The following is a 24,850-nucleotide window of genomic DNA, read 5'->3' on the forward strand; positions in this document are numbered from 1 at the left end:
CCTACGGCGACGTAGTACCGCTGCTTACTTGGCGGACAGCTCCTTGGCCACCAGCTCCGCGATCTGCACCGCGTTCAGCGCGGCGCCCTTGCGGAGGTTGTCGTTGGAGATGAACAGCGCCAGGCCGTTCTCCAGCGTCTCGTCGTTGCGGATCCGGCCCACGTACGACGGGTCCTTCCCGGCCGCCTGGAGCGGGGTCGGGATGTCGGAGAGCTCGACGCCCTCCGCCTTCGCCAGCAGCTCCGTGGCGCGCTCCGGGGAGATCGGGCGGGCGAAGCGGGCGTTGACCTGGAGGGAGTGGCCGGAGAAGACCGGGACGCGCACGCAGGTGCCGGAGACCTTCAGCTCCGGGATCTCCAGGATCTTGCGGGACTCGTTGCGGAGCTTCTGCTCCTCGTCCGTCTCGTTCAGACCGTCGTCGACGATCGAGCCGGCCATCGGCAGCACGTTGAACGCGATGGGGCGCTTGTAGACGTTCGGCTCGGGGAAGTCGACGGCCTCGCCGTCGTGCGTCAGCTTGTCGGCCTCCGCGATCACCTTCTGCGCCTGGCCGTGCAGCTCGGCCACGCCCGCGAGGCCGGAACCGGACACCGCCTGGTACGTGGCGACGGTCAGGGCCTCCAGGCCCGCCTCGTCGTGCAGCGGACGCAGCACCGGCATCGCGGCCATCGTCGTGCAGTTCGGGTTCGCGATGATGCCCTTGGGGCGGTTCGCGATCGCGTGCGGGTTGACCTCGGAGACGACGAGCGGGACCTCGGGGTCCTTGCGCCAGGCCGAGGAGTTGTCGATCACGACGGGGCCCTGGGCGGCGACCTTCTCGGCGAGGGCCTTGGACGTGGCGCCACCGGCGGAGAACAGCACGATGTCGAGCCCGCTGTAGTCGGCCGTCGACGCGTCCTCGATCGTCACGCCGTCCAGCACCTTGCCGGCGCTGCGGGCCGAGGCGAACAGGCGCAGCTCGTCGATCGGGAAGTCCCGCTCGACGAGGATCTTGCGCATGACCGTGCCGACCTGACCGGTGGCTCCGACGATTCCGACCTTCACAGGGTCCTCCGTGATTTTCGTGCAAGCGGCCATCCGGCCTGGCGGGTGTGTCCATGATGCGTCTGTCCAGGCCCGCCTTGTCCAATCCATTGTCCGTGGTCTGGGACGGTATGGCGCTGGCCACAGTTTCAAGGGCTCCCGGTGAACGTTTCCGGCTGGTGCGGCGTCGTAGGACGGACACGGGGGAGGGGAGGCGCTGTGCTGCGCAGAAAACCGAGGGGTCGGCCGGACGACCCCCTGGACGCCGCCGTCGAGGACCGGGTGCGGGCCGTGCTGTCCCTTGGCGGGGTGCCGTACGCGGATCTGCCCGACGGTGTGCAGCAGGTGCGCCTGCGGTTGCTGGAGCGGGCGGCGAAGGGGCAGGAGGCGCCCCGCGACGTCGCGGCGTGGGCGGCGGTCGTCGCCTCGAACCTCGCCATGGACTGGCACCGGGCGCGGGCCCGCCAGGCGCGGCTGGGGGAGCGTCTTGCGGCGCTGCGCCAGGAGGACGGAGGGGACGCGGCCGACACGCGCGTGCTGTCGATGGCGGTCGCGCAGGGCCTGGACGCTCTTCCCGATCAGCAGCGGCAGGTGGTCGTGCTGCGGTTCTACGCGGATCTGCCGGTGCGGGACATCGCGGCGGAACTAGGGGTGCCCGAGGGCACCGTCAAGAGCCGCCTGCACACGGCGGTGCGGATGCTGCGGGTGCGGCTGCGCGAAGGGGAGGTGGTGTGACATGAACGACGCTGCGTCCGAGGACCGGCTGCTGATGCTGGCCGTGACCGGGGAGCCACTGCCGCCCGACGACCCCGACGCGGGGGCGGTCGCGGCGGATGTCGCGGTGCTGCGGGAGCAGGTGCGGGGGCTGGGGGACGCGCTGGCGTCCCGCCGGGAGCGGGTGCCGGTGTCGCGGCCTGCGCCGGTGCGCCGTCGGCGTCCGCTGCGGATCGCGCTCGGCGGGGTCGTCGTGGCCTGCGCGGCCTCTCTCTTCGGCGGGATCGTGTGGCTGGGCGTGAACGCGCCGGGGGGCGGGAGCGACGACGCGGGCTCCGCGGACAGCAAGGCGGTGGCGCCCGACGGGGGCGGGAAAGCGAAGTCCGGTTCCGCCGCCGCGATGCGGATCGCCTGCTCGCGGGTGCTGGCGGAGGGGCGGGTGGTCAGTGTCACGCCGCGGGCCGACGGCGACGTGCGGGTCGTCCTCGACGTCGAGCGCTACTACCGGCCCGAACGGTCACCACGGGACGAGCCCACGACGACCGTCACCCTCGACGGTTCGGCCCGCGGGGACCTCAAGCCCGGCACGTACGCGCTCCTCCGGGTCCCGGTGCACCCGGAGGACCGCCCGGACTGGGAAACGGGCCGGGACGTACCCGACGCCCGCAAGACCATCCTGCGAGCGCTGCCGGAGGCGCGGGGGTTGAAGTGCGGGGGGCCGTAGCGGGGGCGGGGGCATGTCGTGGTGGACGCCTGTCGTGAGGGTGCGCGGCGCCGGGGGCTTGGTGCCGTGCCGTGGCCGACGTCCGCCGTGAGGGGTGCGCGGCACCGGGGCTGCGGGGCTGTGACGTGGCCGAGGCCTGAGGTGACTGTCGCGCGGCGCCGGTCCTTGTCCGGCTGCGCCGGTGCCCGGTCATCTCCCACCCGCCCGCCCCCTCCGGAGGCTTCGGTCAGTCCGGGGCCCGGCAGCTGCACCCGGGGCGGGGCCTGTCGCGGGGCCCGGCAGCTGTGCCGGGGCCGCCGTGCGTCGTGAAGAGTGCGCGGCGCCAGGGCCTGGAGCCTTGCCGGGGTCGGCGCCGATGCGATCGGCGCACGGCACCGGGTCTTGGCGCCGTTGCGGGGCCGACGATGCTGCGTTCGGTGAGCGGCAGGGGCCCCTCTCCGGCCGTGCCGGTGCCCGGTCAACTCCCTCCCACCCGCCCCCTCCGGGGGCTTGGGCCAGTCCGGGGCCCGGCTGCTGTGCCGGGGCGGGGCCCTTCGTGAGGGGTGCGCCGCACCGGGGTGCCGCCTTGTCCACCCTGCCGCCCCAGGCGGCAGATTGCCCTAGGCGGTGACGGCTGGCCGCAACGGGTGGGGAGCCGTGGCTGCCGGCGGATCGCCAAAGACGGGTAGCGGTACCCCGTCGGACCGACGCCCCCGGAGGGGGCGGGTGGTGGGAGATGGGCGGGAGCCGGGGGATTGCCTACGGGGCGGGTGCCTGCGGGCGGGCGGGCAATTCGAGCCCCGCTCTTGGACGAGAGCCCGCGGTGTCCGGGGCGGAGCCCGCGGTCATGACGCCGGTTCGGCCATGTCAGCCTCGCCGGCGATTGAGGCGCGGGGGCCGGGGCCGGGCCCCGTGGCGTGGGCACGGCGGACCGCAAGCCATGTGGGGCCGGGGCCCGTGGTGTGGGCACGGCAGACCGCGAGCCGCGTGGGGCCTCGTGGCGTCAGGCACGGCGGCCCGTGAGCCACGTAGGGCCGGGGCGGAGACCCATTTCAGCCTCGCCGGCGATTGAGGCGCGGGGGCCGGGGCGGAGCCCCGTGGCGTGCACGACGGAGGAGCGGTCACCCGCAGGTGACCGCCCCCCCCAGATCCCGGTCAGCCGGAGGCTACGGCGTGACCTTCTCGATCTTCACGCTGCCCGCGCCAGCGGTAACGCCCCGCTCGTTCAGCAACTGCACCTGACCGAAGAACTCCCGCCCCTCGGGCGCCGCGGCCGCCGCGACGACCTGCGCGGAGACGGAGGCCGACGCCCCGGTCGCCAACGACACCGGCTTCGACTCGTCGACCTTCACCGTGCCCAGCGCGGGCGCGAAGAAGACGTCGACGTAGTCGTACTCCGTCGAGCCGGACGGCACCGAGTACCCGTCGACCCGCACCGTGTACGTACCGGCGGCCGGCTTCGCGATGCTCACGGACTCCTCGGAGTCACCGTCGGCGGAGGACCCGACGACCTTGCCCGCAGCGTCGAGGACCGTGAGGTCGAGGTCGGCGGCCTGGTCGGAGACGTTGCCGATCGTGACGTCCAGCTTGTCGGCACCCTCGGGGACCTCGACCGTCGACGTCTGCGACGCCCCGTTCGCGATCGTCGGCCGCGCCGTCTTCGACGAGCCGAGCGCACCACCCTTCAGCTTGCCGCCACTGATGGCCGCGAACTTGTTCGCCACCTTCCACGAGACATCGGCGGGCGTGCCCACCTTCGCCTCCGGCAGCGTCTGCACCGCCGGGTCGAAGTCCGCGCCGAACACGGCGACGTCCAGCGTGTACGGGTTGTCGAGCACCGGCGACGTACGCCGCGCCTCGACCTCGATCTCCCAGACGCCCGCCTGCGGCGCGTCGTACGAACGCAGGTCGGGACGGCAGCCGTTGCCCGAACCGTCCCCGTAGTTCGGGTAGCAGTTCGGCGTCGACGTCGTGTCGACCGGAACGCCGTACGGGTGGATGGAGATGAAGCGGGTCTGGCTCTTCGCGGCGAGCCCGCCCATCCGCACCTCGAGCGACTTCGCGCCCTCCGGCACCGTCACGAAGTACGACTTCACGCTGTTGCGCTGCACCGAACCCTTCGCCTGGTACGTGTACTTGACCGGCGACGAGACGACGGCCGTCGCCATGATCTGCTGGTCGACGCCCTCGGTCTTCGGGTCGTCGACGCGCAGGATCGCGCTGCGCAGCCCGGCCGACTTCGGCTTCGCCGCGACCTTCACGGTGACCGGCTTGTTCAGCGGCAGCGAGACGCTGCTCGACCCGACGATCGAGAACGTGTCACCGGAGTTGTTCTTCAGCGACAGCTTGTGCGTCACCGGCTTCGCCGAACCCGACGTACGCGTGACGGTGACCTCGTACGTCTTCTTCTGCCCGGCCTTCAGGCCGCTCTCGCGGTCGTAGATGCCGGTGCCGAAGCCCGGCGTCTTCAACTGGTCGTCGAGCGCGGTGTCGACGGGCGCCTTGACCGTGTACGTGTGCGCGCTCGCCCGGTGCTCGATGGACTTCCACGCACCGACGATGTCGATGAGGCCCGAACCCTCCGCGTACGCCTGCTCGCCCGAGATGTGCTTCGCGGTCGAGGTCAGCGCGGTGCGCAGCTTCGCGGGCGACAGCGACACCTTCTGCTGCTTGGCCGCCGAGATCAGCAGCGCGCTCGCGCCCGCCGCCTGAGGGGAAGCCATCGAGGTGCCCTGGAGCATCGAGTAGCCGGCAGGAAGCGAGTAGCCCGCCTCCGGGGTCGGCGAACCCGGCAGCCAGGTCTGGGTGGAGTTGATGGCGGCGCCGGGGGCCGTGATGAGCGGCGCGAAGCCGCCGTCCTCACGCGGGCCGCGCGAGGAGAACGGCATCATCGCGTACGACTTCTCGACCTTGGAGCCGTAGTTGGCGGCCCAGGTGTCCTTCGAGATGGACGCGCCGACGGACAGCACCTTGTCGGCGAGGCCCGGGTCGCCGATGGTGTTCGCGCCGGGGCCCGAGTTGCCCGCGGAGATAACCAACTGCACGCCGTAGTCGTCGATGAGGCGCGTGTAGAGCACCGCGCGCGCGTTGGCGCCGTCGTTCAGCGCGGGGAGCCCGCCGATCGACATGTTGACGATGTCGACGCCGCGCTTCGTCACGAGGTCGATCATGCCCTCGGTGAGCGCGACGTTGGTGCAGCCGCCGGTCCACGTGCACGCGCGCGAGGACACGAGCTTCGCGCCGGGCGCGGCACCGTTCATGTTCTTGTTGCCCAGCAGGCCGTTGGCCGCGGTGATACCCGCGACGTGCGTGCCGTGCTCGGACTCGATGACGCCGATGTTGACGAAGTCAGCCTTCTTGCCGACCCAGTCACCGCCGTACGGGTCCATCGGGACGTCCTTGCGGACCTCGACGACGAACGGCTGCCGCTCGACGACATCGGTGGACGGGTCGTCCTTGCCGAAGTAGCCGACCTGGTAACCGTCCTTGTACGGCTTCATCGGGGTGTCGTCGGTGAAGTCGCCGTTGTCGTTGAGGTCGACGGTCACCGTGCCCTTGGCCGCGTCGTACAGCACGCCCCACTTGTCGGTGGTGTCGCCGTCCCGGTTCGCGTCGCCCTTGGCGTCGCCGCCGGTCGTCGCGGACTCGGCGAAGGTGGAGATCCCGTACGAGCCCGAAGCCGCCTTGTACGTACGGCCGTTGTACGTGAACGTCGGCCCGGTCACGCTGGTGACCATCGGGCGCCACGTCGCGTCGCCGTCCACGATCGGGTCGGTCGCGGTGACCCAGTCGACGATCTTGCGCTCGCCGGTCGTGGTCTTCTGCAGCGCCGGGTGGCCGAGGTCGACACCCGAGTCGAGGATGCCGATGGTGGTGCCGCGGCCGTCCGCCTTCGGGTGCTGCTTCACGAAGTCGACGGCGCCCGTCTCGAAGGACGGGTTGTACGGGTTCTTGGCGGGGGTGTCCTTGCCGGGCCCGCTGTACGAACCGGTGGCCGGGCCCGCGGAGGCCTTGGCGCCCTTGGCGGTGTCGGCGGCCGGCGTCGGATCGTCGAGCGCGATCTCCTGACGCAGATCGATGCCGCGCACGGAGCCGAGCTTCTCGGCGGCCTTGATCGCGGACTCGGCGTTCTTGGTCGGCACGGTCGCCCGTACGTAGCCGAGCTTGTCGTAGGTGCGGCCCACGGAGCCGCCCTTGACGGAGTCGAGCTGCTCCGCGACCTGTTCGGTCCGCCCGGGATCGGTCGCGACCATCATGGTCACGTTCTTCGTGCCGTCGGCCTTGGCGTCGGCGAGCAGTTCGGCGTCGTGCGCGCCGAGCTTGTCGCTCGCGGACTTCGGTGTCGGGGCGGGGTCCGCGTCCGCTGCGAAGGCCATGGGTATCGGCCCGGTCGCGGTGAGCGCGGCCACGAGTCCCGCGGCCGCCGCGAGCCGGGCCGCGCGTCTCGCGCCGGATATGGGGGCGCGTTGGGGATCGGTGGTCATCTGCATCCCTGTACGTAAAAGGAGAAAGGAATCCGGATTTCGGTGCCGGATGACCGCTCAGCTTTACGCAAGTGACCACAGTTTGGGGAGAGTTGCCCGGGCCGGGAACTCGCCATGGCGTACTTCCGCCATGCGCCATCCCGCCCAAACCGTGACGGGACCGGCAAGGCGCGTAACACCTGCACCAGGGGGCGGATGCCTCTAGCGTCAGGGGATGAACAAAGAGCTGAGGGTGGCGGCCTACGCCGTGTGCGTCAGAGAGGGGCAGGTGTTGCTCGCCCGCTGGATCGCGGGGGACGGAACCAAGCGGTGGACCCTGCCGGGCGGGGGGATGGACCACGGTGAGGACCCCTACGACACGGTGATCCGCGAGGTCGACGAGGAGACCGGCTATGTCGTCGACCCGGTCGTCCTCCTCGGCGTCCACTCCGTGCTGCGACGCTACCCGCGCAAGCTCGGCAAGATGGCGGACTTCCACGGTCTGCGTCTCGTCTACGAGGGGGTGATCACGGGGGGTTCCCTGCGCCACGAGGAGAACGGCTCGACCGACATGGCGGCATGGCACGACCTCGCGGCGGTCCAGGACCTTCCGCGGGTGGAACTGGTGGACGTGGGCATGCAGTTGTGGCGGGACCGGCCGGGGGACGGCCACGTCGTTCCGTGACGGTCACCGGTCCGCCCGTGACGGTCACCGGTCCGCCCGTGACGGTCACCGGTCCGCCCGGCCATGGGTCTCCGCGGCTCACCGCGGACGGGGCGGATGATGCGGCCCCGGTGTCAGGGCCCCGGGGCCTCGCTCCGGCCCCCGCGCCTCAATCGCCGGCGGGGCTGGATTGTGCGGTACCGGCGTTACGGCCTCGGCGTCCACGCCTCAACCGTCGGCGGGGCTGACTTGCCGTACCGGCGTTACGGCTTCGGGGCTCCGTGCCGACGGCCCTACGTGGCTCACAGTGCGCCTTGTCCCACGCCACGTGGCTTGCGGTCTGCCGTGCCCACGCCACGGGGCTCCGCCCCGGACCCGCGCGCCTCAATCGCCGGCGAGGCTGACATTGCCGAACCGGCGATACGGACTCGGGGGCGCTGCCCCGGGCCACGCGAGCCTCGTCCCGGAGCGGGACTGGAAACGCCCACCCGCCGCAGGGGCTCGAATAGCCCGCCCGCCCGCAGGCAATTGCCCCCTGCAGGCAATCGCCCCCCGTAGGTAATCGCCCGGCTCCCGCCCATCTCCCACCACCCGCCCCCTCCGGGGGCGTCGGCCCGACGGGGCCGATCCACCGGCAGGCACGGCTCCCTGCCCGGGACGGTGAGGGGTGCCCCCGCCTTGGGTGATCCGTCGTCGGCCCGGGCTGCCCGCCCGTTGCGGTCGACGCCGCCACCTCCTCAGGCAACGCCCACCATGGCCCTCTCCCGGGATGGCGAGGGGTGCCCTCACCCACGACTCCCCGCCCGGGTCGTCGATACCGCCACCACCTTCGGCAACGCCCGGCCCGGCTTCCCGCCCGGTGGCCGACGTCGCCCCCGCCTTGGGCGATCGGGCACCCACCACGGATCCCCACCCGTCGATGCCGCCACCGCTTGGGGTAACGCCCGCCCCGGCTTCCCGCCCGGTGGTCGACGTCGCCCCCGCCTTGGGCGATCGGGCACCCACCACGGATCCCCACCGGTTGCGGTCGACGCCGCCCCGCCTCGGGCAACCTCCGCGAACCACGGCTCTCCACCCATGACGGTCGACGCCCGCCGTCTTGGGCAATCTGCCGCCTGGGGCGGTCCCCCACCCGTCGCGGTCGACGCCGCCCCGCCTCGGGCAACCTCCGCGAACCACGGTTCCCCATCCATGACGGTCGACGCCCGCCGTCTTGGGCAATCTGCCGCCTGGGGCGGCAGGGTGGGCAAGGCGGCACCCCGGTGCCGCGCACTCATGACGCAGGGCCCGGCCCCGCACACCGGACCCGGCGAACTCCCGCCCGGGGGTGGGTGGAGGGAGATGAGCGGGTACCGGCGTGGCCGGATATGGCGCCCGGCGCCGCGCGTCAGTCACCTCAGCCTCGGCCACGGCACAGCCCGCAGCCCCGGCGGGTGTCGGTCACGCCACCGCACTGCCCCCCCCACGACGGGCCCCGCCCCGGCACAGAACCCTGGGCCCCGGACTGGCCGAAGTCCCAAAAGGAACGAGTGGGTGGGAGATGAGCGGGCACCGGTGCAGCCGGAGAGCCCGGTGCCGCGCGCCGATCGCATCGGCGCCGACCCCGGCAAGGCTCCAGGCCCTGGTGCCGCGCACCCTTCACGACGCACGGCGGCCGCGGCACAGCTGCCAGGCCCCGCGACGGGCCCCGCCCCGGGTGCAGCTGCCGGGCCCCGGACTGGCCCAAGCCCCCGGAGGGGGCGGGCGGGTGGGAGATGACCGGGAGCCGGCGGGGCCGGACACGGACCGGCGCCGCGCGACAGTCACCTCAGGCGTCGGCCACGTCACAGCCCCGGGGCCCCGGTGCCGCGCACCCCTCACGGCGGACGTCGGCCACGGCACACTCCCACACCCCCGGTGCCGCGCGCCCCTCACGACGGGCCCCGCTCCCGGCACGCCGCCAGGCCCCGGAGGGGGCGGGCCTGTGGGGGTGCCCCGGCACCGGTGCAGCTGAACAAGGACCGGTGTCGCGCCCCGATCGCACCGCCGTCGACCCCGGCAAGGCGCCTGGCCCCGGTGCCGTGGACCCGGCACCACAGGTCCCAACCCGGCATAGCTGCCGGGTTCCGCGACGGGCCCGCACCCGGTGCAGCTACCGGGCTCCGGGCTGGCCGAAGCCCCCGGAGGGGGCGGGTGGGTGGGAGATGACCGGGCACCGGCGCAGCAGGGGAAGGCCCGGTGCCGCGTGACAGCCGCCTCAGGCGTTGGTCGCGGCACCCGCCCCGCAGCCCCGGTGCCGCGCACCCTCCCGACGGGTGTCGGTGGCGGCACCGCCCCGCAACCCCGGCCCCGCGCACCGTTCACGACGCGCGTCGGCCACGACACGGCACCAAGCCCCCGGCCCCGCGCACCGTTCACGACGCGCGTCGGCCACGGCACGGCACCAAGCTCCCGGTCCCGCGCACCCCTCACGACGGGCGTCGGCCACGGCACCGCCCCCCGGCCCCCCCCCCCGGATCCCGCCCCCGGCACCCGCCGGCCCCCCTTCCCCGAAAGATGAACACGGCGTGACCACGGGGGCGCCCGCGGCCCACCCCCGCGTGACGATGCGGCACCCCCACACCCACCCCTAGATCCACGTACGTGATCGGCGCCACGCGTTGCGTCGCCGTTCACGCGCAGGTCACCCCCACTGCCAACGATCCATTACGGAAGGGCCGTTCGACCGGACCGGCCCGGCCGTCACTGTCGACGCGTTCGTACTCGGGGAGACCGCGCCATGCCGCGCATACGCTCTGTCACCACAGCCGCCGCAGAGATCGACCGCCGCGCATTCCTGACCGCGACCGGCGCGGTGACCGGTTTGTCGGCCGTCGCCGGCATCGGATACGCCCTCGGACCCGCAGGCGGCACCAGCGCCGCCGCCCACCCGGCGGCCGCCGCCGCCCCGGCACGGGCGATGTCCCGCAAGGCGCCCGCCGCCCCCCTCGCCCCCTACACCCACGGCACCACCCTCGCCGCAGTCGCGACCGCGACCGCCGCCGCGGGCACCGGCTACCGCCGCCTGGGCGACGGCCCGGCCTGGACCCGCGCCGTCCGCACCGAACTCGGCTCCGCCCGAGACGACCGCGAGGCCAAACGCAAGCCACTCGCCGCGTTCGTCCAGTTCACCGACCTCCACCTGGTCGACGTACAACACCCCCTGCGCTACGAGTACTTGAGGTCGCAGACCGCGAGCGCCTGGCGGCCGCAGGAGGCGCTGAGTGTCGCCGGGGCCGTCGCCCTCGTGGAGCGGGTGAACGCCCTGCGCGGCGCGCCCGTCACCGCCTCGCCGCTGCACTTCGTGATGACGACGGGCGACAACACCGACAACAACGCCCGCTCCGAACTGGACTGGTTCCTCAAGGCGATGAGCGGCGGCCGCATCCGCCCCAACACCGGCGACCCCCGCCACTACGAGGGCGTCCAGAACAGCGGGCTCCCCCTCTACTGGCAGCCGGACGCGGCGCTGCGGGACGGCGACAAGCGGGACCACGGCTTCCCCCGCATCCCCGGCTTCCTGGACGCCGCGATCTCCGAACTGCAGAGCCCCGGCCTGAACGTCCCCTGGTACTCCACGGTCGGCAACCACGACTCGCTGCCCGGCGGCTGCTACGCCCCGCACGACTCGTACTTCGCCGAATTCGCCGTGGGCGACCGCAAGTTGATGGACCTCGACACCGCCACGGGCAAGGCGATCTGGGACAACGTACAGAACGGCGGGGACCCGAAGGGCAAGGCGTTCAAGGAGCTGCTCGTCTCGCACAAGCGGAAGATGCGCCGAGTGACGCCCGACGAGACGCGGGCCCCGTTCACGCCGACCGAATACGTCGCGGCCCACCTCGACCCCGCGCACATGGGTCCCGGCCCGATCGGCCACGGCTACACCCAGGCCAACCTGGCCGACGCGACGCAGTACTACACGTTCCGGATCTCCGACGACGTCCTCGGCGTCAGCCTCGACACCACGGACCCGGCCGGCCACTACGAGGGCTCGATCGGCGGGTCCCAACTGGACTGGCTGAAGCGTGAGTTGAAGGCCGCCGAGCGGCGCGGCGACCACGTCCTCGTCTTCTCCCACCACACGTCCAAGACGATGCGCAACCTCCGCGAGGACCCGGACCGCCCCGGCGAACGGCGGCACGGAGGCGAGGAGTTGACCGCCCTGCTCGCCGCCCACCGCCCCGTCCTCGCCTGGGTGAACGGCCACAGTCACAAGAACGACATCACGCCACATGCGGGCACCGGCGACGGCACCGGCTTCTGGGAGATCTCCACCGCGTCCCACGTCGACTTTCCGCAGCTCGCCCGCATCATCGAGGTCGCCGACAACCGCGACGGCACGCTGTCCGTCTTCACGACGCTCATCGAGTCCTCGGCCCCGCACCGCACCGACTTCACGGACCTCACGCAGACGGGACTCGCCGCCCTCTACCGCGAGCTCTCCTTCAACGCGCCCGGCTCACGCGCCACGCTCTCCGGCACGCCGGGCGACCGCAACACCGAACTCGTCCTCCGAAAGGGCTGATTACGGCCCAACCGTCCGACACCGGCTCAACTCCCGCACTCACCCCCGAAGTCCCTCCGCTCGAACGCGATCCCACGGCACCGCAACGGAGGAGACACATGCTGAAGCGCACGGCCCTGCTGGGGGCGGCGACGGTACTGGCGATGACGACCGGGGCGCTCGCCACCCCGGCCCTCGCCTCGGGGTCGGCCCGCGACGACCACCGAGCCACCCAGCGGGCCCTGGACGCCGCCGTACGCGAAGGCGTCCCCGGCGCCACCGCTCAGGTCCGTGACAACGGCCGTACGTGGAAGGGGACTTCGGGCCTCGGCAACCTCGCCACCAACAAGCCGCGCGGTGCCCACGACCACTACCGCGTCGGCTCCGTCACCAAGACGTTCGTCGCCACGGTCCTCCTCCAGCTGGAGGCCGAAGGGGAGTTGAACCTCGAAGACACCGTCGAGCACTGGCTTCCCGGCCTCGTCAGGGGCGACGGATACGACACCGACCGCATCACCCTGCGCCATCTGCTCAACCACACCAGCGGCATCGCCGACTACCTGGAGGACGAGCGGTTCTACGAGACGTACATGACCAAGAACTTCCTCGACCACCGCGACGTCACCTTCGCGCCCGAGGAACTCGTACGCGTCGGAGTGCGCAACAAGGCGCGCTTCGCCCCGGGAGACGGCTGGGACTACTCCAACACCAACTACACGCTCGCCGCCATGGTCATCGAGAAGGCGACGGGCCACCCGTACGGGGACGAGATCGAACGCCGCATCATCGAGCCCCTGAACCTGCGTGCCACGAAGGTCCCCGGCACCGACCCGCGCTTGCCGCGCCCCGCCTCCCGGGCGTACTCCAAGCTGCGCGACAGCGCCGGGCCGACGTACGAGGTCACCGAGTTCAATCCGAGCGGCTCCTTCGGATCCGGCGAGATGATCTCCGACTCCGCCGACCTGAACCGCTTCTACACCGCTCTGGTCCGTGGCGAGTTGCTGCCGCCGGAGCAGATGAAGGAGATGCGGACCACGGCGCCGGGCGGCACCCATGGACCGGACTCCGCCTACGGCCTCGGCCTGCAGCGCATGAAGCTGGAGTGCGGCACGGTCGTGTGGGGTCACGGCGGCGGCATCCACGGTTCGGAGACGCTCGTTCTGACGACGCCCGACGGCCGCCACTCCCTCGCCCTCAACTTCAACGGCGACTGGGCGGGGGACATGATGAAGGTCGCCCAGGCGGAGTTCTGCCCCAAGTAGCCCAGCCGCTCATCGAGGCAGGACCACGACGTACGCCGCCGGGTCCCGGTCACCGGAAGCCATCAACGCGGTCCGCACGATGGCGGCCTGCTGCTCGATCGACTCGCGCAGCTTCTTCGGGGAGATGTGCACGACGGTGATCCCGAGCCGCTCCAGGTGCTCGCGCTTACGGGCGTACTCGCTCCAGAGCACGTCGTCGTCCTGCCGGAGGCCATGGCGCGGCGCCCGGGTGTCCAGCTCCACGGCGACGGAGTGGTCGGGCCAGAAGGCGTCGACGCCGCCGAGGTGCGGGCCGCCCGGCAGCCGCAGATCCACGTTCCACAGGGGGTCGGGCAGCCCGTGCTCGCGCACCATCGCGTACAGCCGGTCCTCGGCGATGGTCCGCCCCTCGGCGAGCAGCGAGTCGACGGCGTCGATGACGTGCGGCCTGGTCAGCAGCCGGGCCTGGGACAACTCCCGTACGACGGCGGCCGGTTCGCAGTGCCCGCCCCGTACGGCCTCCGTGAGCAGCCGTCGCACGGCGCTCGCGTCGGACAGCCGGGCCACCGCGTCGGCGAGGGCCCGCGGCACGGGGACGACCGGAACTCCCTTCAGCTGTACGGGAGTCGGCAGGTCGGTGGTGCGGGTCAGCCGCGCGAAGGCGGTGGAGCGCAGTCGCCGGGTGCGCGGGACGAGCACGTCGATGTGGTCGAGCGAGGACAGCGGGGGAGCGGCGGAGAAGCCGTGCAGCGCGAGGGCGGCGAGGCCGGTGACGATGGTGTCGGAGTACGGCGCGCGGCCGGGGGTGTGCTGTGCGGGCACGCCGTCCGGGCGCCCGCGCCGCTCGGGGGCCCGCCCCGAGTACATCAGCACGGCGTGCAGCCGCTGCTCGTCGCTGGGCGGGCCGGGGTGCAGCAAATACACACCTGGCAGCAACTGTTGCCAGGCCCCTCCGGCCCGGCACTGTTCGGAGACGGCGGCGGCGCCCACGCCGTGGGCCTTCAGCTGTGCGGCGCTCATCAGCTGCCGCTGGTTCTGGTCGAGGTGGCGCAGGGGGCGGGGCGACAGCGGGGCGGGGGTGTTCTGGTTCATGACCCGGCCATTCCCGCCCAATAACCCCCCGCTAACCGCTGTTACACCCCCGTAGAAAACTCCGGACATCCCTGCCCTAAAGCCGACACCCCAACCTGCCGAAAAGCCCAGGCGAACGGCGGGTTACGGCCCTGAATGCCAGCATTCAGTAACACCGGCCACTTCGAGCACCACTGGCCCCTTCAAGCCCCGCTTGTGGACGAGAGCCAGCGGGGTCCGGGGCAGAGCCCCGAAGCCCCGGTGCGGCCGCACCATCCCCTCTAGCCCGCGGCACCGCGATCGCACGCCTGCCCGCGCAGCGCCCGCGCCAAGTCGTCCCGCGCCTCGAGCACCAGCCTCCGCAACGCCGGCGCCGCCTGCTCATGCCCGGACAGCCACGCGTCCGTCGCGTCCAGCGTCGCCTGCGAGTCCTGCAACCCGGGGAACAGCCCCCGCACCACATCCATCCCGATCTGGATCGACCGGTCCTCCCACACCCGCTCGATCACGTCGAAGTACTTGTCCGCGTACTTCGCGGTGAGCGCCCGCTGCGACGGCTGCTGGAACCCCGAAATCGTGGCCTCCACCAGCGCGTTGCTCAGCGCGTCCGACTCCACGACCTGCGCCCAGGCCTGCGCCTTCACGGCCTCCGACGGCCGCGCCGCGAGGCACCGCACCTGGTGCCGCTTGCCGGAGGCGGTGTCGTCCCGCGCCAGTTCCGCCGCCAGCACGCCCTCGTCCGCGGCCCCGTACGTCGCGAGCGTCTCCAGGAACGCCCACCGCAGCTCCTGGTCGACGTCGAGCCCGTCGATCTTCGCGCCGCCGGAAACGTCCAACAGGCCCTGCAACAACTGCAGATCGGCCTCACTCGACGCGACCGCTCCGAAGAAGCGCGCCCACGTCAACTGGTGCTGGCTCCCCGGCTCCGCGATCCGCAGCTCCTTGAGCGCTCCCTCGGCGAGCAGCCGCCCGCCGGTCTCGCGCCACTCGGGCGTCGCGTAGTGCACGAGCGCGGAGCGCGCCCACGCGTGCAGCATCTGGAGCACCCCGATGTCGGACTCGCGCCCCGAGAACCGCAGCACGAGATCGATGAAGTCACGCGCGGGCATCAACGCGTCCCGCGTCGCGTTCCACAGCGCCGACCAGCACAGGGCCCGGGCCAGCGGGTCGGAGATGTCCCCGAGGCGGTCCCGCAGCGTCGCCAGCGAGCCCTCGTCGAACCGGATCTTGCAGTACGTGAGGTCGTCGTCGTTGACCAGCACCAGCTCCGGAGCCTCGGCCCCGGCCAGCTCGCCGACCACCGTCCGCGGCCCGTCCACGTCCACCTCCGCGCGCGCGTAGCGCTCGACGGCCCCGCCGGCCGTACGCCGGTACAGGCCCACGGCCACCCGGTGCGGGCGCAGTTCAGGGTGCGACGCGGCCGCTTCCTGCACCACCGCCAGCTCGGTGATCCGCCCCTCGGCGTTCAACGTGACCTGCGGAGTGAGGGAGTTGACGCCTGCGGTCTGCAACCAGGACCGCGACCAGGTCGCCAGATCGCGCCCGCTCGTCTCCTCGAGGGCCGACAGCAGATCGCCCAGTTCGGTGTTCCCGTAGGCGTGCCGCTTGAAGTAGCGCCGCGCGCCTTCCAGGAACGCGTCCCGGCCGACGTACGCGACGAGCTGCTTCAGTACAGAGGCGCCCTTCGCGTACGTGATGCCGTCGAAGTTGAGCTTCGCGTCCTCCAGGTCCCGGATGTCGGCCGTGATCGGGTGCGTGCTCGGCAGCTGGTCCGCCCGGTACGCCCACGACTTCCGGTTGTTGGCGAAGGTGATCCAGCCGTCCGTGAACCGCGTCGCCTCCACCATCGAGAACGCGCCCATGAAGTCCGCGAAGGACTCCTTCAGCCACAGGTCGTCCCACCAGCGCATGGTGACGAGGTCGCCGAACCACATGTGGGCCATCTCGTGCAGGATCACGTTCGCGCGCCGCTCGTAGGACGCCTGCGTGACCTTCCCGCGGAAGATGAACTCCTCGCGGAAGGTCACCATCCCCGGGTTCTCCATGGCCCCCAGGTTGTACTCGGGCACGAAGGCCTGGTCGTACTTCCCGAAGGGATACGGGTAGTCGAAGTTGTCGTGGAAGAAGTCGAGGCCCTGCTTGGTCACCGTGAAGACGTCATCGGCGTCGAAGTACGGGGCGAGCCCCTTGCGGCACATCGCGCCGAGCGGCACGACGAGCTTCGACCCGTCGTCGAAGGTCCGCTCGTACGAATCCGTCACGTAGTGGTACGGCCCGGCGACGACCGCCGTGATGTACGTCGAGATCGGCTTGGTCTCCGCGAACTGCCAGACGCCGTCGACGAGTTCGCCCGTGCCGTTCGACCACGCGGTCCAGCCCTCGGGGGCCTGCACGCTGAAGCGGTACGGCGCCTTCAGGTCGGGCTGCTCGAAGTTGGCGAACACGCGGCGCGCGTCGGCGGGCTCGTACTGCGTGTAGAGGTAGACCTCGCCGTCCTCGGGGTCGACGAAGCGGTGCATGCCCTCACCCGTACGCGAGTACGCGCACTGGGCGTCGACCACCAGTTCGTTGTCCTCCGCCAGGCTCTCCAGCTGGATGCGGTTGCCGTCGAACACGGCCGCCGGGTCGAGGTCCTCGCCGTTCAGCGACACGGCCGTCACGGACGGCGCGATCAGGTCGACGAACGTGGCCGCCCCCGCCTCGTTCGACCGGAACCGGATCGTGGTCACGGAACGGAAGGTGCGCGGCCCCTCGCCGGCGAAGTCGCCGACCGCGGAGCGCAGGTCGAGCGACACCTCGTACCCGTCGACGGACAGCAGACCCGCCCGCTCGCGGGCCTCGTCGCGGGACAGATTCTCACCGGGCACGGCGGCACTCCTTTGTGACGTAACTGTTCAGCCGCCTACGATCCTCGCACGCGGCTGTGACACCGGACATCGGGGAATGGACCGGGCACGGGCCGCGTTGCCGCTGCCGAGACCACCCGGTGAATCTTGAGGAGAACCATGTCCGAGAAGACCCCCGTCGACTTCTGGTTCGACCCCCTGTGCCCCTGGGCCTGGATGACCTCGCGCTGGGTCCTGGAGGTCGAGAAGGTCCGCGACATCAAGGTCCGCTGGCACGTGATGAGCCTCGCGGTGCTCAACGAGCCGCGCCTCGACGAGCTGCCCGAGGAGTACCAGGAGATGATGCGCACCCAGGCCTGGGGCCCGGTCCGCGTCGTCATCGCCGCGCAGCAGGAGCACGGGGCCGAGGTCCTCGGTGACCTGTACACCGCGCTCGGCACCCGTATCCACAACCGCGGCGAGGGCCCCACGAAGGAGGCCGTCGCCGGAGCCCTGGACGAGGTCGGCCTGCCCGCCTCGCTCCTCGACCACTGGGACGCCACCAAGTACGAGGACGAGCTCCGCGCCTCGCACAAGGAGGGCATCGACAAGGTCGGCCAGGACGTCGGCACGCCGGTCATCGCGGTGCCGGGGGCCGACGGCAACCAGATCGCCTTCTTCGGCCCGGTCGTCACCCCGGCGCCCAAGGGCGAGGAAGCGGCCAAGCTCTGGGACGGCACGCTCCTCGTCGCCTCGGTCCCGGGCTTCTACGAAATCAAGCGCACACGCACGGTGGGCCCGATCTTCGACTGACGCTCAGCGCAGCTTGTGGGGCCCGTCGAACGGTGACTTGTTGAAGCCCGTACGCAGCGTCCTGCAGGTGCCGCCGTTTCCCGTGCAGGTCCAGAAGGACCCCGGATTCTTGACCCCGCCGTCGGCGCGGAGCTGCTGCTGCTCGCTCCGCGAGAGCTGACGGTGGGGTTCGTCCCGCTCGCAGGTCTCGCACCACATGGTCCGTGTACTGGGCATGGCGTTTCCCCCTGTTCGGCTACTCCCTGTTCGGCCAGCCGAGTCGTTCCGGCAGGTTGAAGCCTTTCGACTTGTTGAAGTACAGCTGCACGCGCCGGCAGCTGTCCGTGCTGCACCGCCGGTAGCCGTCGAGCGTTCCGGGGTCGACGTCGTCGCGTTCGGCGGCCAGCGCCCGCTCCGCGGGGCTCAGTTCGACAAAGAGCCGCATGGGGCCCTTGCAGTTTCGGCAGTACTTGTCTGCGGGTGCCATGCAATTACATTCCCCCGGAACCGCCCATACCGACAGACCCCCGCGAGTCACATCCTCGCGGGGGTCCGTCGTTCCACCGCCCGCCAACGTGAAGGGTGAGAAGACGATCACGAGGCGGGACGCATCACGGCGTCACGGCACCAGCAGCAGGTTGTACGCCCGCTCCTTCGCGGCCGCGTACCGCTTGGCCACGTCCTGCCAGTTGACGACCCGCCACATCGCCTCGATGAAGTCGACCTTCTGGTTCTTGTACTGCAGGTAGAACGCGTGCTCCCACGCGTCGAAGACGAGGATCGGGGTCGAGCCCTGGCCGACGTTGCCCTGGTGGTCGTAGATCTGCTCGACGATGAGCCGCCCGCTCACCGGCTCGTACGCGAGGACGCCCCAGCCGGAGCCCTGCGTGGTGGCCGCGGCCTTCGTCAGCTGCGCCTTGAACCCGGCGAACGAGCCGAAGGACTCCGTGATCGCGTCCGCCAGGTCGCCCACACCGTCCGCGGCCAGCGGCTCGCCGCCACCGTCGCCCGTCATGTTGTGCCAGTAGATGCTGTGCAGGATGTGGCCGGAGAGGTGAAAGGCGAGGTTCTTCTCCAGGCCGTTGATGGAGCCCCACTGTTCCTTGTCGCGCGCCTCGGCCAGCTGCTCCAGGGTGTCGTTCGCGCCCTTCACGTACGCCGCGTGGTGCTTGTCGTGGTGCAGCTCGATGATCTGCGGGTTGATGACCGGTTCCAACGCCGCGTAGTCGTACGGAAGTTCAGGAAGCGTGTACGTGGCCATGTCTCTCCGTGCCCTCCGACTGCTTATTGCAACTTATTCGCAAGTGCAGGCTAGCAGCAAGAGTGTCGGGCGCAACGGAAAGGGCCCCCGGACCGATCGGTCCGGGGGCCCTTCGCGTGGAGCGGGTCGTGGCTACCGCCGCTCCGCCAGCTTCTGCCGCGCGTACCCGACCGCCGCGAGGATGATCGCCAGGCCGCCGGAGAAGTACAGCTGGATCCGCGTGTCGTGCTCGCGGGCCATCAGGACGAAGACGGCGACCATGCCGACCAGCGCGATGATCGTGAGGTAGGGGTACGCCCACATCTTCACGACCAGCTTCTCCGGCGCCTCCCGCTCCAGCTTGCGGCGCAGCACCAGCTGGGAGACGGCGATGAAGAACCAGACGACGAGGATGATCGCGCCGATGGTGTTGAGCAGCCAGGCGAAGACGTCGTCCGGGCGCCAGTAGCTGAGCAGCACGCACACGAAGCCGAAGACCGCCGACAGCAGCACCGCGAACCGCGGCACCCCGTTCGTGACCTTGCCGATGACCTTCGGGCCCATGCCGCGGGCGACCAGCGAGGCGGCCATGCGGGAGGCGCCGTAGATGTTGGCGTTCATGGCGGAGAGCAGCGCGACGAGGATGACCACGTTCATGATCTGGCCGGCCGCGGGCACGCCCAGGTAGTCGAGCGTGGCGACGTACGGGCCCTTGGTCGGGATCTCCTTCGCGGTCCAGGGCAGCAGGACCACGACGACCGCCATCGACCCGACGTAGAAGAGGGCGATGCGCCACATCGCGGTGCGGACCGCCTTGGCGACGCCCTGCACCGGGTGCTCCGACTCGGCGGCGGCGATCGTCACCGTCTCCAGACCGCCGTACGCGAAGACCGACGCGAGCAGGCCGACGATCAGCCCCTCCGTGCCGTTCGGCATGAAGCCGCCGTGGCCCGTGAGGTTGGACATGCCGGGGGCGTCGACGTCGGGCAGCACGCCGAGGATGGCGAGGACGCCGATGACGAGGAAGAGCACGATCGCGCCGACCTTGAGCGCGGCGAACCAGAACTCGAACTCGCCGAAGTTCTTCACGGCCGACAGGTTCGTGATCGTGAAGAGGAGCATGAAGAGGGCGACCCAGGCCCACTCCGGCACGCCCGGCACCCAGCCGTGCACGATGCCCGCCGCACCGATGCCCTCCAGGCCGACGGCCACGCAGAGCAGGAACCAGAACGACCAGCCCGCGGTGAATCCGGCCCACGGCCCGATGCCCCGCTCGGCGTGCACGGAGAACGATCCGGACGCCGGGTACGCCGCCGACATCTCGCCCAGCATGCGCATCACGAGCATGACGAGCGCGCCGGATATCGCGTAGGCGAGGATGATCGACGGGCCCGCGGCGGCGATCGCGGTGCCGGAGCCCACGAAGAGGCCCGCGCCGATCACGCCGCCCAGCGCGATCATGGAAAGATGGCGCTGCTTGAGGCCGTGCGACAGCGACGGCTCGGCCGGCGCCTGCTCGCCCGGCCGCGCGTCCGCACTCTCTGCTGTGGACTGCGCTGAGTTCCCAGACATGGGTGTGCCCTGTTCAGTAGCGGTGACGGTCCTGACGTAAACGGTGCGTAAAACCGCCACAGTGTCAGGGTGCGGCCCGCTCAGAGGGAATAGGTTTCCGGTATACGGACACGACGCTCACACGCCGCAATGATCAAGTCGACGTTCGGTGAACGCATAGACACCGTTCAGGCACGCCGCGCGCGCAACTCCCGTACGCCCGCGACCGCGAGGACCAGCAGCGTCGCCCCGGTCGACCACATCAGCTGCGGCCGCGCCGTGGCGTCGGTCAGCATCAGGCCGAAGACCGCGGCCATCGCGGCGATCGCCACCCAGGTCAGCCACGGGAACGCCCACATCTTCAACACCAGGCGCTCGGGGGCCTCCTGCTCGATGCGCCGCCGCAGCCGCAGCTGCGACACGGCGATCAGCGCCCACACGAACAGCAGCACCGCGCCGACCGAGTTGAGCATGTAGAGGAAGATCGTGTCCGGCCACTCCAGGTTCAGGAGTACGGAGATGAAGCCGAAGGCCACCGAGGCCAGGACCGCGCGGCGCGGCACCCCGCCACCGCTCACCTTCAGCAGCGACTTCGGCGCCTCGTCGCGCTCGGCCAGCGAGAAGATCATGCGGGAGGAGCCGTAGAGGTTGGCGTTCAGCGCGGAGAGCAGCGCCACGAACACCACGATGTTCATGATCTGCGCCGCCGACGGCACCCCGATCGAGTCGAGCACGGTGACGTACGGGCTGATCCCCGCCTTCTGCTCCGTCCAGGGCAGCACGGTCACGATGACCAGCATCGAACCGACGTAGAAGAACAGGATCCGGAACACCGCGCTGCGCACCGCGCGCGCCACCGAGCGGGCCGGGTCCTCGGACTCGGCGGCCGCGATCGTGACGACCTCCAGGCCGCCGAACGCGAAGACGACCGCGAGGACACCGGAGACGACGCCCTCCCAGCCGTGCGGCAGGAACCCGCCGTCGCCGGTCAGATGGCTGAGGCCGACCGGGTCCGTGTCGGGGAGGACCCCGAAGATCGCGAGGGTGCCGAGCACGAGGAACGCGATGATCGCGAAGACCTTGAGGGCCGCGAACCAGAACTCGAACTCGCCGAAGTTCTTCACCGCCGTCAGGTTGGCGACGGTGAACACGACCATGAAGAGCAGCACCCACGCCCACTGCGGGACGCCCGGCACCCACCCGTTCGCGATCTGCGCCGCGCCCGTCGCCTCGACGGCGAGCACCACCACGAGCATGAACCAGTAGAGCCATCCGGCGGTGAACCCGGCCCACCGGCCGAGCGCCCGCTCCGCGTGCACGGAGAAGGAACCGGACGCGGGCATCGCGGCGGACATCTCGCCGAGCATCCGCATCACCAGCATCGCGAGCGCGCCCGCGATCAGGTACGAGACGACGATGCCGGGCCCCGCGACCGCGATACCGGCTCCCGAGCCGACGAACAGGCCCGCGCCGATGACCCCGCCGAGGCCGAGCATCGTGAGGTGGCGCTGCTTCAGCCCGGTGGAGAGTGGTTCGTCTTGCATGGGGCTTCAGCCGATCTCGGATGTGCGGGTCGCGCGGGCGTGCGCGGTTTGGCGGGAACCTACAGTCTCCCGTTCAAGCGCCCCCGCGCGCAAAACGGACTCTCCCGCGACCTCTCCCAGTGACGAGCATCACCTTGTACGAGGTGTACGTGCCGTTGTTTGTTCAGAGCCCACCAACCCGGGGCGGGGGCCTTTGTCGACCGGCGACCGTGATCGCCTCAACTCCCCTGGGATAGCGTCACGAAGTCCCACCCTGCCCGCGACCGCAAGGTCCTCTCACTGAACGCGGAGTTCCCATGAGTGCCGCCGCCGCTGTCACGACCGCCGCCCGTCCGGGCAAGGTCCTGGCCGACCTCCTGCCCGCTTCCCGTACCAAGGACATCGCTCTGGTCCTCGGCGGCGCCGCCCTCACCGGTATCGCCGCGCAGATCGCGCTCCCGGTCCCGGGCTCGCCGGTGCCGGTGACCGGTCAGACCTTCGCCGCGCTGCTCGTCGGCACCGCGCTCGGCGCCCGCCGCGGCTTCCTCGCGCTCGCCGTGTACGCGCTCGCGGGCATGGCCGGCGTGCCGTGGTTCGCGGAGGGCGGCTCGGGCATGGCGATGGCCTCGTTCGGTTACGTCATCGGTCTGATGCTGGCCTCGGCCGCGGTCGGCGCGCTCGCCCGGCGCGGCGCCGACCGCTCGATGCTGCGCACCGCAGGCACGTTCCTGCTCGGCGAGGCCATCGTCTACGCGGTCGGCGTCCCGTACCTGGCCCTGTCCACCGGGATGGGCCTCACGGCCGCGATCGCCGCGGGCCTCACCCCGTTCCTGATCGGCGACGTCCTGAAGGCGGCCCTGGCGATGGGCGCGCTGCCCGCCGCCTGGAAGCTCGCCGACAAGTAGGCGACACCACCCGGCACGACGAGGAGGGGCGGCCCACCCGGGCCGCCCCTCCTACGTTTCACCTGCCCCGTTCAAGCCCCTGGGGCAACGGGGCCGCTCACGCCTTCGCCCGCTGCACCTTCTCGCGCACGAGCGCGAACCCGACAACGAACGCCGCGACGAGCAGAGAAAGCAGAACCTGCTCCCGCCCCGCGTCATCCGTCAACATGTACACGAGCACGAACGAGATCATCGCGATCGTCGCCCACGTCAGATACGGGAACAGCCACATCTTGACGACCAGCTTCTCCGGCTGGTCCCGCAGGATCATCCCGCGCATCTTCAACTGCGTGAAACAGATGACGAGCCACACGAACAGCGCGACGGCTCCGGAGGAGTTCAGCAGGAAGTTGAAGACGGTGTCCGGCCACTGGTAGTTGAACCAGACCGCGAGGAACCCGAAGACGACGGACCCGAGGATCGCGACCCGCGGCACACCGCGCGACGTGGTCTTGGCGAACGCCTTCGGCGCGTCACCGCGCTGCCCGAGCGAGAAGGCCATACGGGAGGCGGTGTACAGCCCCGAGTTCAGACACGACAGCACGGCCGTCAGCACGATGACGTCCATGACCTGTCCGGCGTGCGGGATGCCGATGGAGTTCAGAGCGGCCACGTACGACCCCTCCTTGACGATCGACGGATCGTTCCACGGCAGCAGCGTCAGCACGACGAAGATCGAGCCCAGGTAGAAGATGCCGATACGCCAGATCACGGAGTTCGTGGCCTTGGTGACGGCCTTCTGCGGGTCCTCGGACTCACCGGCGGCGAGCGTGACGATCTCGGAGCCCATGAAGGAGAAGACGACCATCAGGACACCGGTGAGGATCGCTCCGGGCCCCTTGGGGAAGAAGCCGCCGGAGTCGGTGAGGTGTCCGAGCCCGGAGCCCGGGTTGTCGGAGCCCGGCAGCAGCCCGAACACGGCGAGCAGGCCCACGATCACGAACGCCGCGATCGCGACGACCTTGATCCCGGCGAACCAGAACTCGAACTCTCCGTAACTGCCGACGGCCGCCAGGTTCACGACGGTGAGCACGACCATCACGATCAGCGCCCACCCCCACTGCGGGACGCCCGGTATCCAGCCGTTGAGGATCTTCGCCCCGGCGGTCGCCTCCACGGCGAGCACCACGACCCAGAAGAACCAGTAGAGCCAGCCGATGGAGAAACCGGCCCAGCGGCCGAGGGCCTGGTCGGCGTAGGCGGAGAAGGAACCGGACGAGGGCCGTGCGGCGGCCATCTCGCCCAGCATCCGCATCACGAAGACGACCATCGCGCCGACGAGGGCGTACGAGACGAGGATGGCGGGTCCCGCGGCCGCGATGCCGGAGCCGGAGCCGACGAACAGACCGGCTCCGATGACACCGCCGATGGCGATCATGGACAGGTGCCGGTTCTTCAGCCCTGCCTTGAGTCCGTCACCGTCGCCGCCGGTGGGCGGCGTACCGGATGAGGCCCCGGTGGTGGGGGGCGACTGCGTGGTCATGCACTGGGTCCTTACGTTTGCGGTAAACGTGGGTTCGCATTCAACGCACCAGGTCGCCCGCGCGGAAGCTTTGAGTCCGGATTGTTGT

General features: G+C 70.9%; 17 protein-coding genes. 7 read left to right on the plus strand and 10 right to left on the minus strand.

The annotated features are described in order from the left end of the window. Positions 1-24: 24 nt before the first annotated feature. Positions 25-1,044, minus strand: coding sequence for an aspartate-semialdehyde dehydrogenase (locus tag ACOKM3_RS27030; RefSeq protein ID WP_426903622.1), 1,020 nt, complete (start codon positions 1,042-1,044; stop codon positions 25-27). Between the two features lie 198 nt (positions 1,045-1,242). Here ACOKM3_RS27030 and ACOKM3_RS27035 point away from each other — a divergent pair, with 198 nt between their 5' ends. Both ACOKM3_RS27035 and ACOKM3_RS27040 read left to right on the plus strand, forming a co-directional pair. After that, positions 1,243-1,758, plus strand: coding sequence for a sigma-70 family RNA polymerase sigma factor (locus tag ACOKM3_RS27035; RefSeq protein ID WP_426903623.1), 516 nt, complete (start codon positions 1,243-1,245; stop codon positions 1,756-1,758). Position 1,759: 1 nt separating this feature from the next. Continuing rightward, positions 1,760-2,461: a hypothetical protein gene (locus tag ACOKM3_RS27040; RefSeq protein WP_426903624.1), complete on the plus strand. Its 702-nt coding sequence runs from the start codon at positions 1,760-1,762 to the stop codon at positions 2,459-2,461. Positions 2,462-3,606: 1,145 nt separating this feature from the next. Here ACOKM3_RS27040 and ACOKM3_RS27045 read toward each other — a convergent pair. Further along, on the minus strand, positions 3,607-6,924 hold the full coding sequence (locus ACOKM3_RS27045) for a S8 family serine peptidase (protein WP_426903625.1): 3,318 nt from the start codon (positions 6,922-6,924) through the stop codon (positions 3,607-3,609). A gap of 214 nt (positions 6,925-7,138) precedes the next feature. Between ACOKM3_RS27045 and ACOKM3_RS27050 the strand changes: the two genes are divergently transcribed. The 3 genes from ACOKM3_RS27050 to ACOKM3_RS27060 all read left to right on the plus strand — a co-directional run bounded on the left by ACOKM3_RS27050 (position 7,139) and on the right by ACOKM3_RS27060 (position 13,354). After that, complete coding sequence (locus ACOKM3_RS27050; protein ID WP_426903626.1) at positions 7,139-7,588, plus strand: NUDIX hydrolase; 450 nt, start codon at positions 7,139-7,141, stop codon at positions 7,586-7,588. Positions 7,589-10,325: 2,737 nt separating this feature from the next. Then, positions 10,326-12,113, plus strand: a complete 1,788-nt coding sequence (locus tag ACOKM3_RS27055) for a TIGR03767 family metallophosphoesterase (RefSeq protein ID WP_426903627.1) — start codon at positions 10,326-10,328, stop codon at positions 12,111-12,113. Positions 12,114-12,211: 98 nt separating this feature from the next. Beyond that, entirely contained in the window at positions 12,212-13,354 is a 1,143-nt protein-coding gene (locus ACOKM3_RS27060; protein WP_426903628.1) for a serine hydrolase domain-containing protein, read from the plus strand. Between the two features lie 9 nt (positions 13,355-13,363). On the opposite strand, the gene ACOKM3_RS27065 is transcribed toward ACOKM3_RS27060, so the two are convergent. Then, positions 13,364-14,425, minus strand: coding sequence for a hypothetical protein (locus tag ACOKM3_RS27065; protein ID WP_426903629.1), 1,062 nt, complete (start codon positions 14,423-14,425; stop codon positions 13,364-13,366). A 260-nt stretch (positions 14,426-14,685) separates the two neighbouring features. Then, on the minus strand, positions 14,686-17,271 hold the full coding sequence (pepN, locus tag ACOKM3_RS27070) for an aminopeptidase N (protein WP_426903630.1): 2,586 nt from the start codon (positions 17,269-17,271) through the stop codon (positions 14,686-14,688). A gap of 138 nt (positions 17,272-17,409) precedes the next feature. Here pepN and ACOKM3_RS27075 point away from each other — a divergent pair, with 138 nt between their 5' ends. Next, complete coding sequence (locus tag ACOKM3_RS27075; protein WP_426903631.1) at positions 17,410-18,042, plus strand: mycothiol-dependent nitroreductase Rv2466c family protein; 633 nt, start codon at positions 17,410-17,412, stop codon at positions 18,040-18,042. 3 nt (positions 18,043-18,045) lie between these two features. On the opposite strand, the gene ACOKM3_RS27080 is transcribed toward ACOKM3_RS27075, so the two are convergent. The 5 genes from ACOKM3_RS27080 to ACOKM3_RS27100 all read right to left on the minus strand — a co-directional run bounded on the left by ACOKM3_RS27080 (position 18,046) and on the right by ACOKM3_RS27100 (position 22,356). Next, positions 18,046-18,258 (minus strand): hypothetical protein, encoded by a 213-nt coding sequence (locus ACOKM3_RS27080; RefSeq protein ID WP_426903632.1) that lies wholly within the window; start codon positions 18,256-18,258, stop codon positions 18,046-18,048. 19 nt (positions 18,259-18,277) lie between these two features. Continuing rightward, positions 18,278-18,508, minus strand: coding sequence for a hypothetical protein (locus ACOKM3_RS27085; protein WP_426903633.1), 231 nt, complete (start codon positions 18,506-18,508; stop codon positions 18,278-18,280). Between the two features lie 132 nt (positions 18,509-18,640). Then, positions 18,641-19,282, minus strand: a complete 642-nt coding sequence (locus tag ACOKM3_RS27090; RefSeq protein WP_426903634.1) for a superoxide dismutase — start codon at positions 19,280-19,282, stop codon at positions 18,641-18,643. A 132-nt stretch (positions 19,283-19,414) separates the two neighbouring features. Then, the gene (locus ACOKM3_RS27095) at positions 19,415-20,833 is read right to left on the minus strand and encodes an amino acid permease (protein WP_426903635.1); all 1,419 of its coding nucleotides are present in this window, start codon (positions 20,831-20,833) and stop codon (positions 19,415-19,417) included. A gap of 167 nt (positions 20,834-21,000) precedes the next feature. Further along, the gene (locus tag ACOKM3_RS27100) at positions 21,001-22,356 is read right to left on the minus strand and encodes an amino acid permease (protein WP_426903636.1); all 1,356 of its coding nucleotides are present in this window, start codon (positions 22,354-22,356) and stop codon (positions 21,001-21,003) included. Between the two features lie 296 nt (positions 22,357-22,652). Here ACOKM3_RS27100 and ACOKM3_RS27105 point away from each other — a divergent pair, with 296 nt between their 5' ends. Continuing rightward, on the plus strand, positions 22,653-23,240 hold the full coding sequence (locus ACOKM3_RS27105) for a biotin transporter BioY (protein WP_426903637.1): 588 nt from the start codon (positions 22,653-22,655) through the stop codon (positions 23,238-23,240). 97 nt (positions 23,241-23,337) lie between these two features. Here ACOKM3_RS27105 and ACOKM3_RS27110 read toward each other — a convergent pair whose 3' ends face one another. Beyond that, positions 23,338-24,762: an amino acid permease gene (locus tag ACOKM3_RS27110; RefSeq protein WP_426903638.1), complete on the minus strand. Its 1,425-nt coding sequence runs from the start codon at positions 24,760-24,762 to the stop codon at positions 23,338-23,340. Positions 24,763-24,850: the final 88 nt, after the last annotated feature.

The sequence above is a fragment of the Streptomyces nidicola genome (assembly GCF_050106155.1).
Classification (GTDB): domain Bacteria; phylum Actinomycetota; class Actinomycetes; order Streptomycetales; family Streptomycetaceae; genus Streptomyces.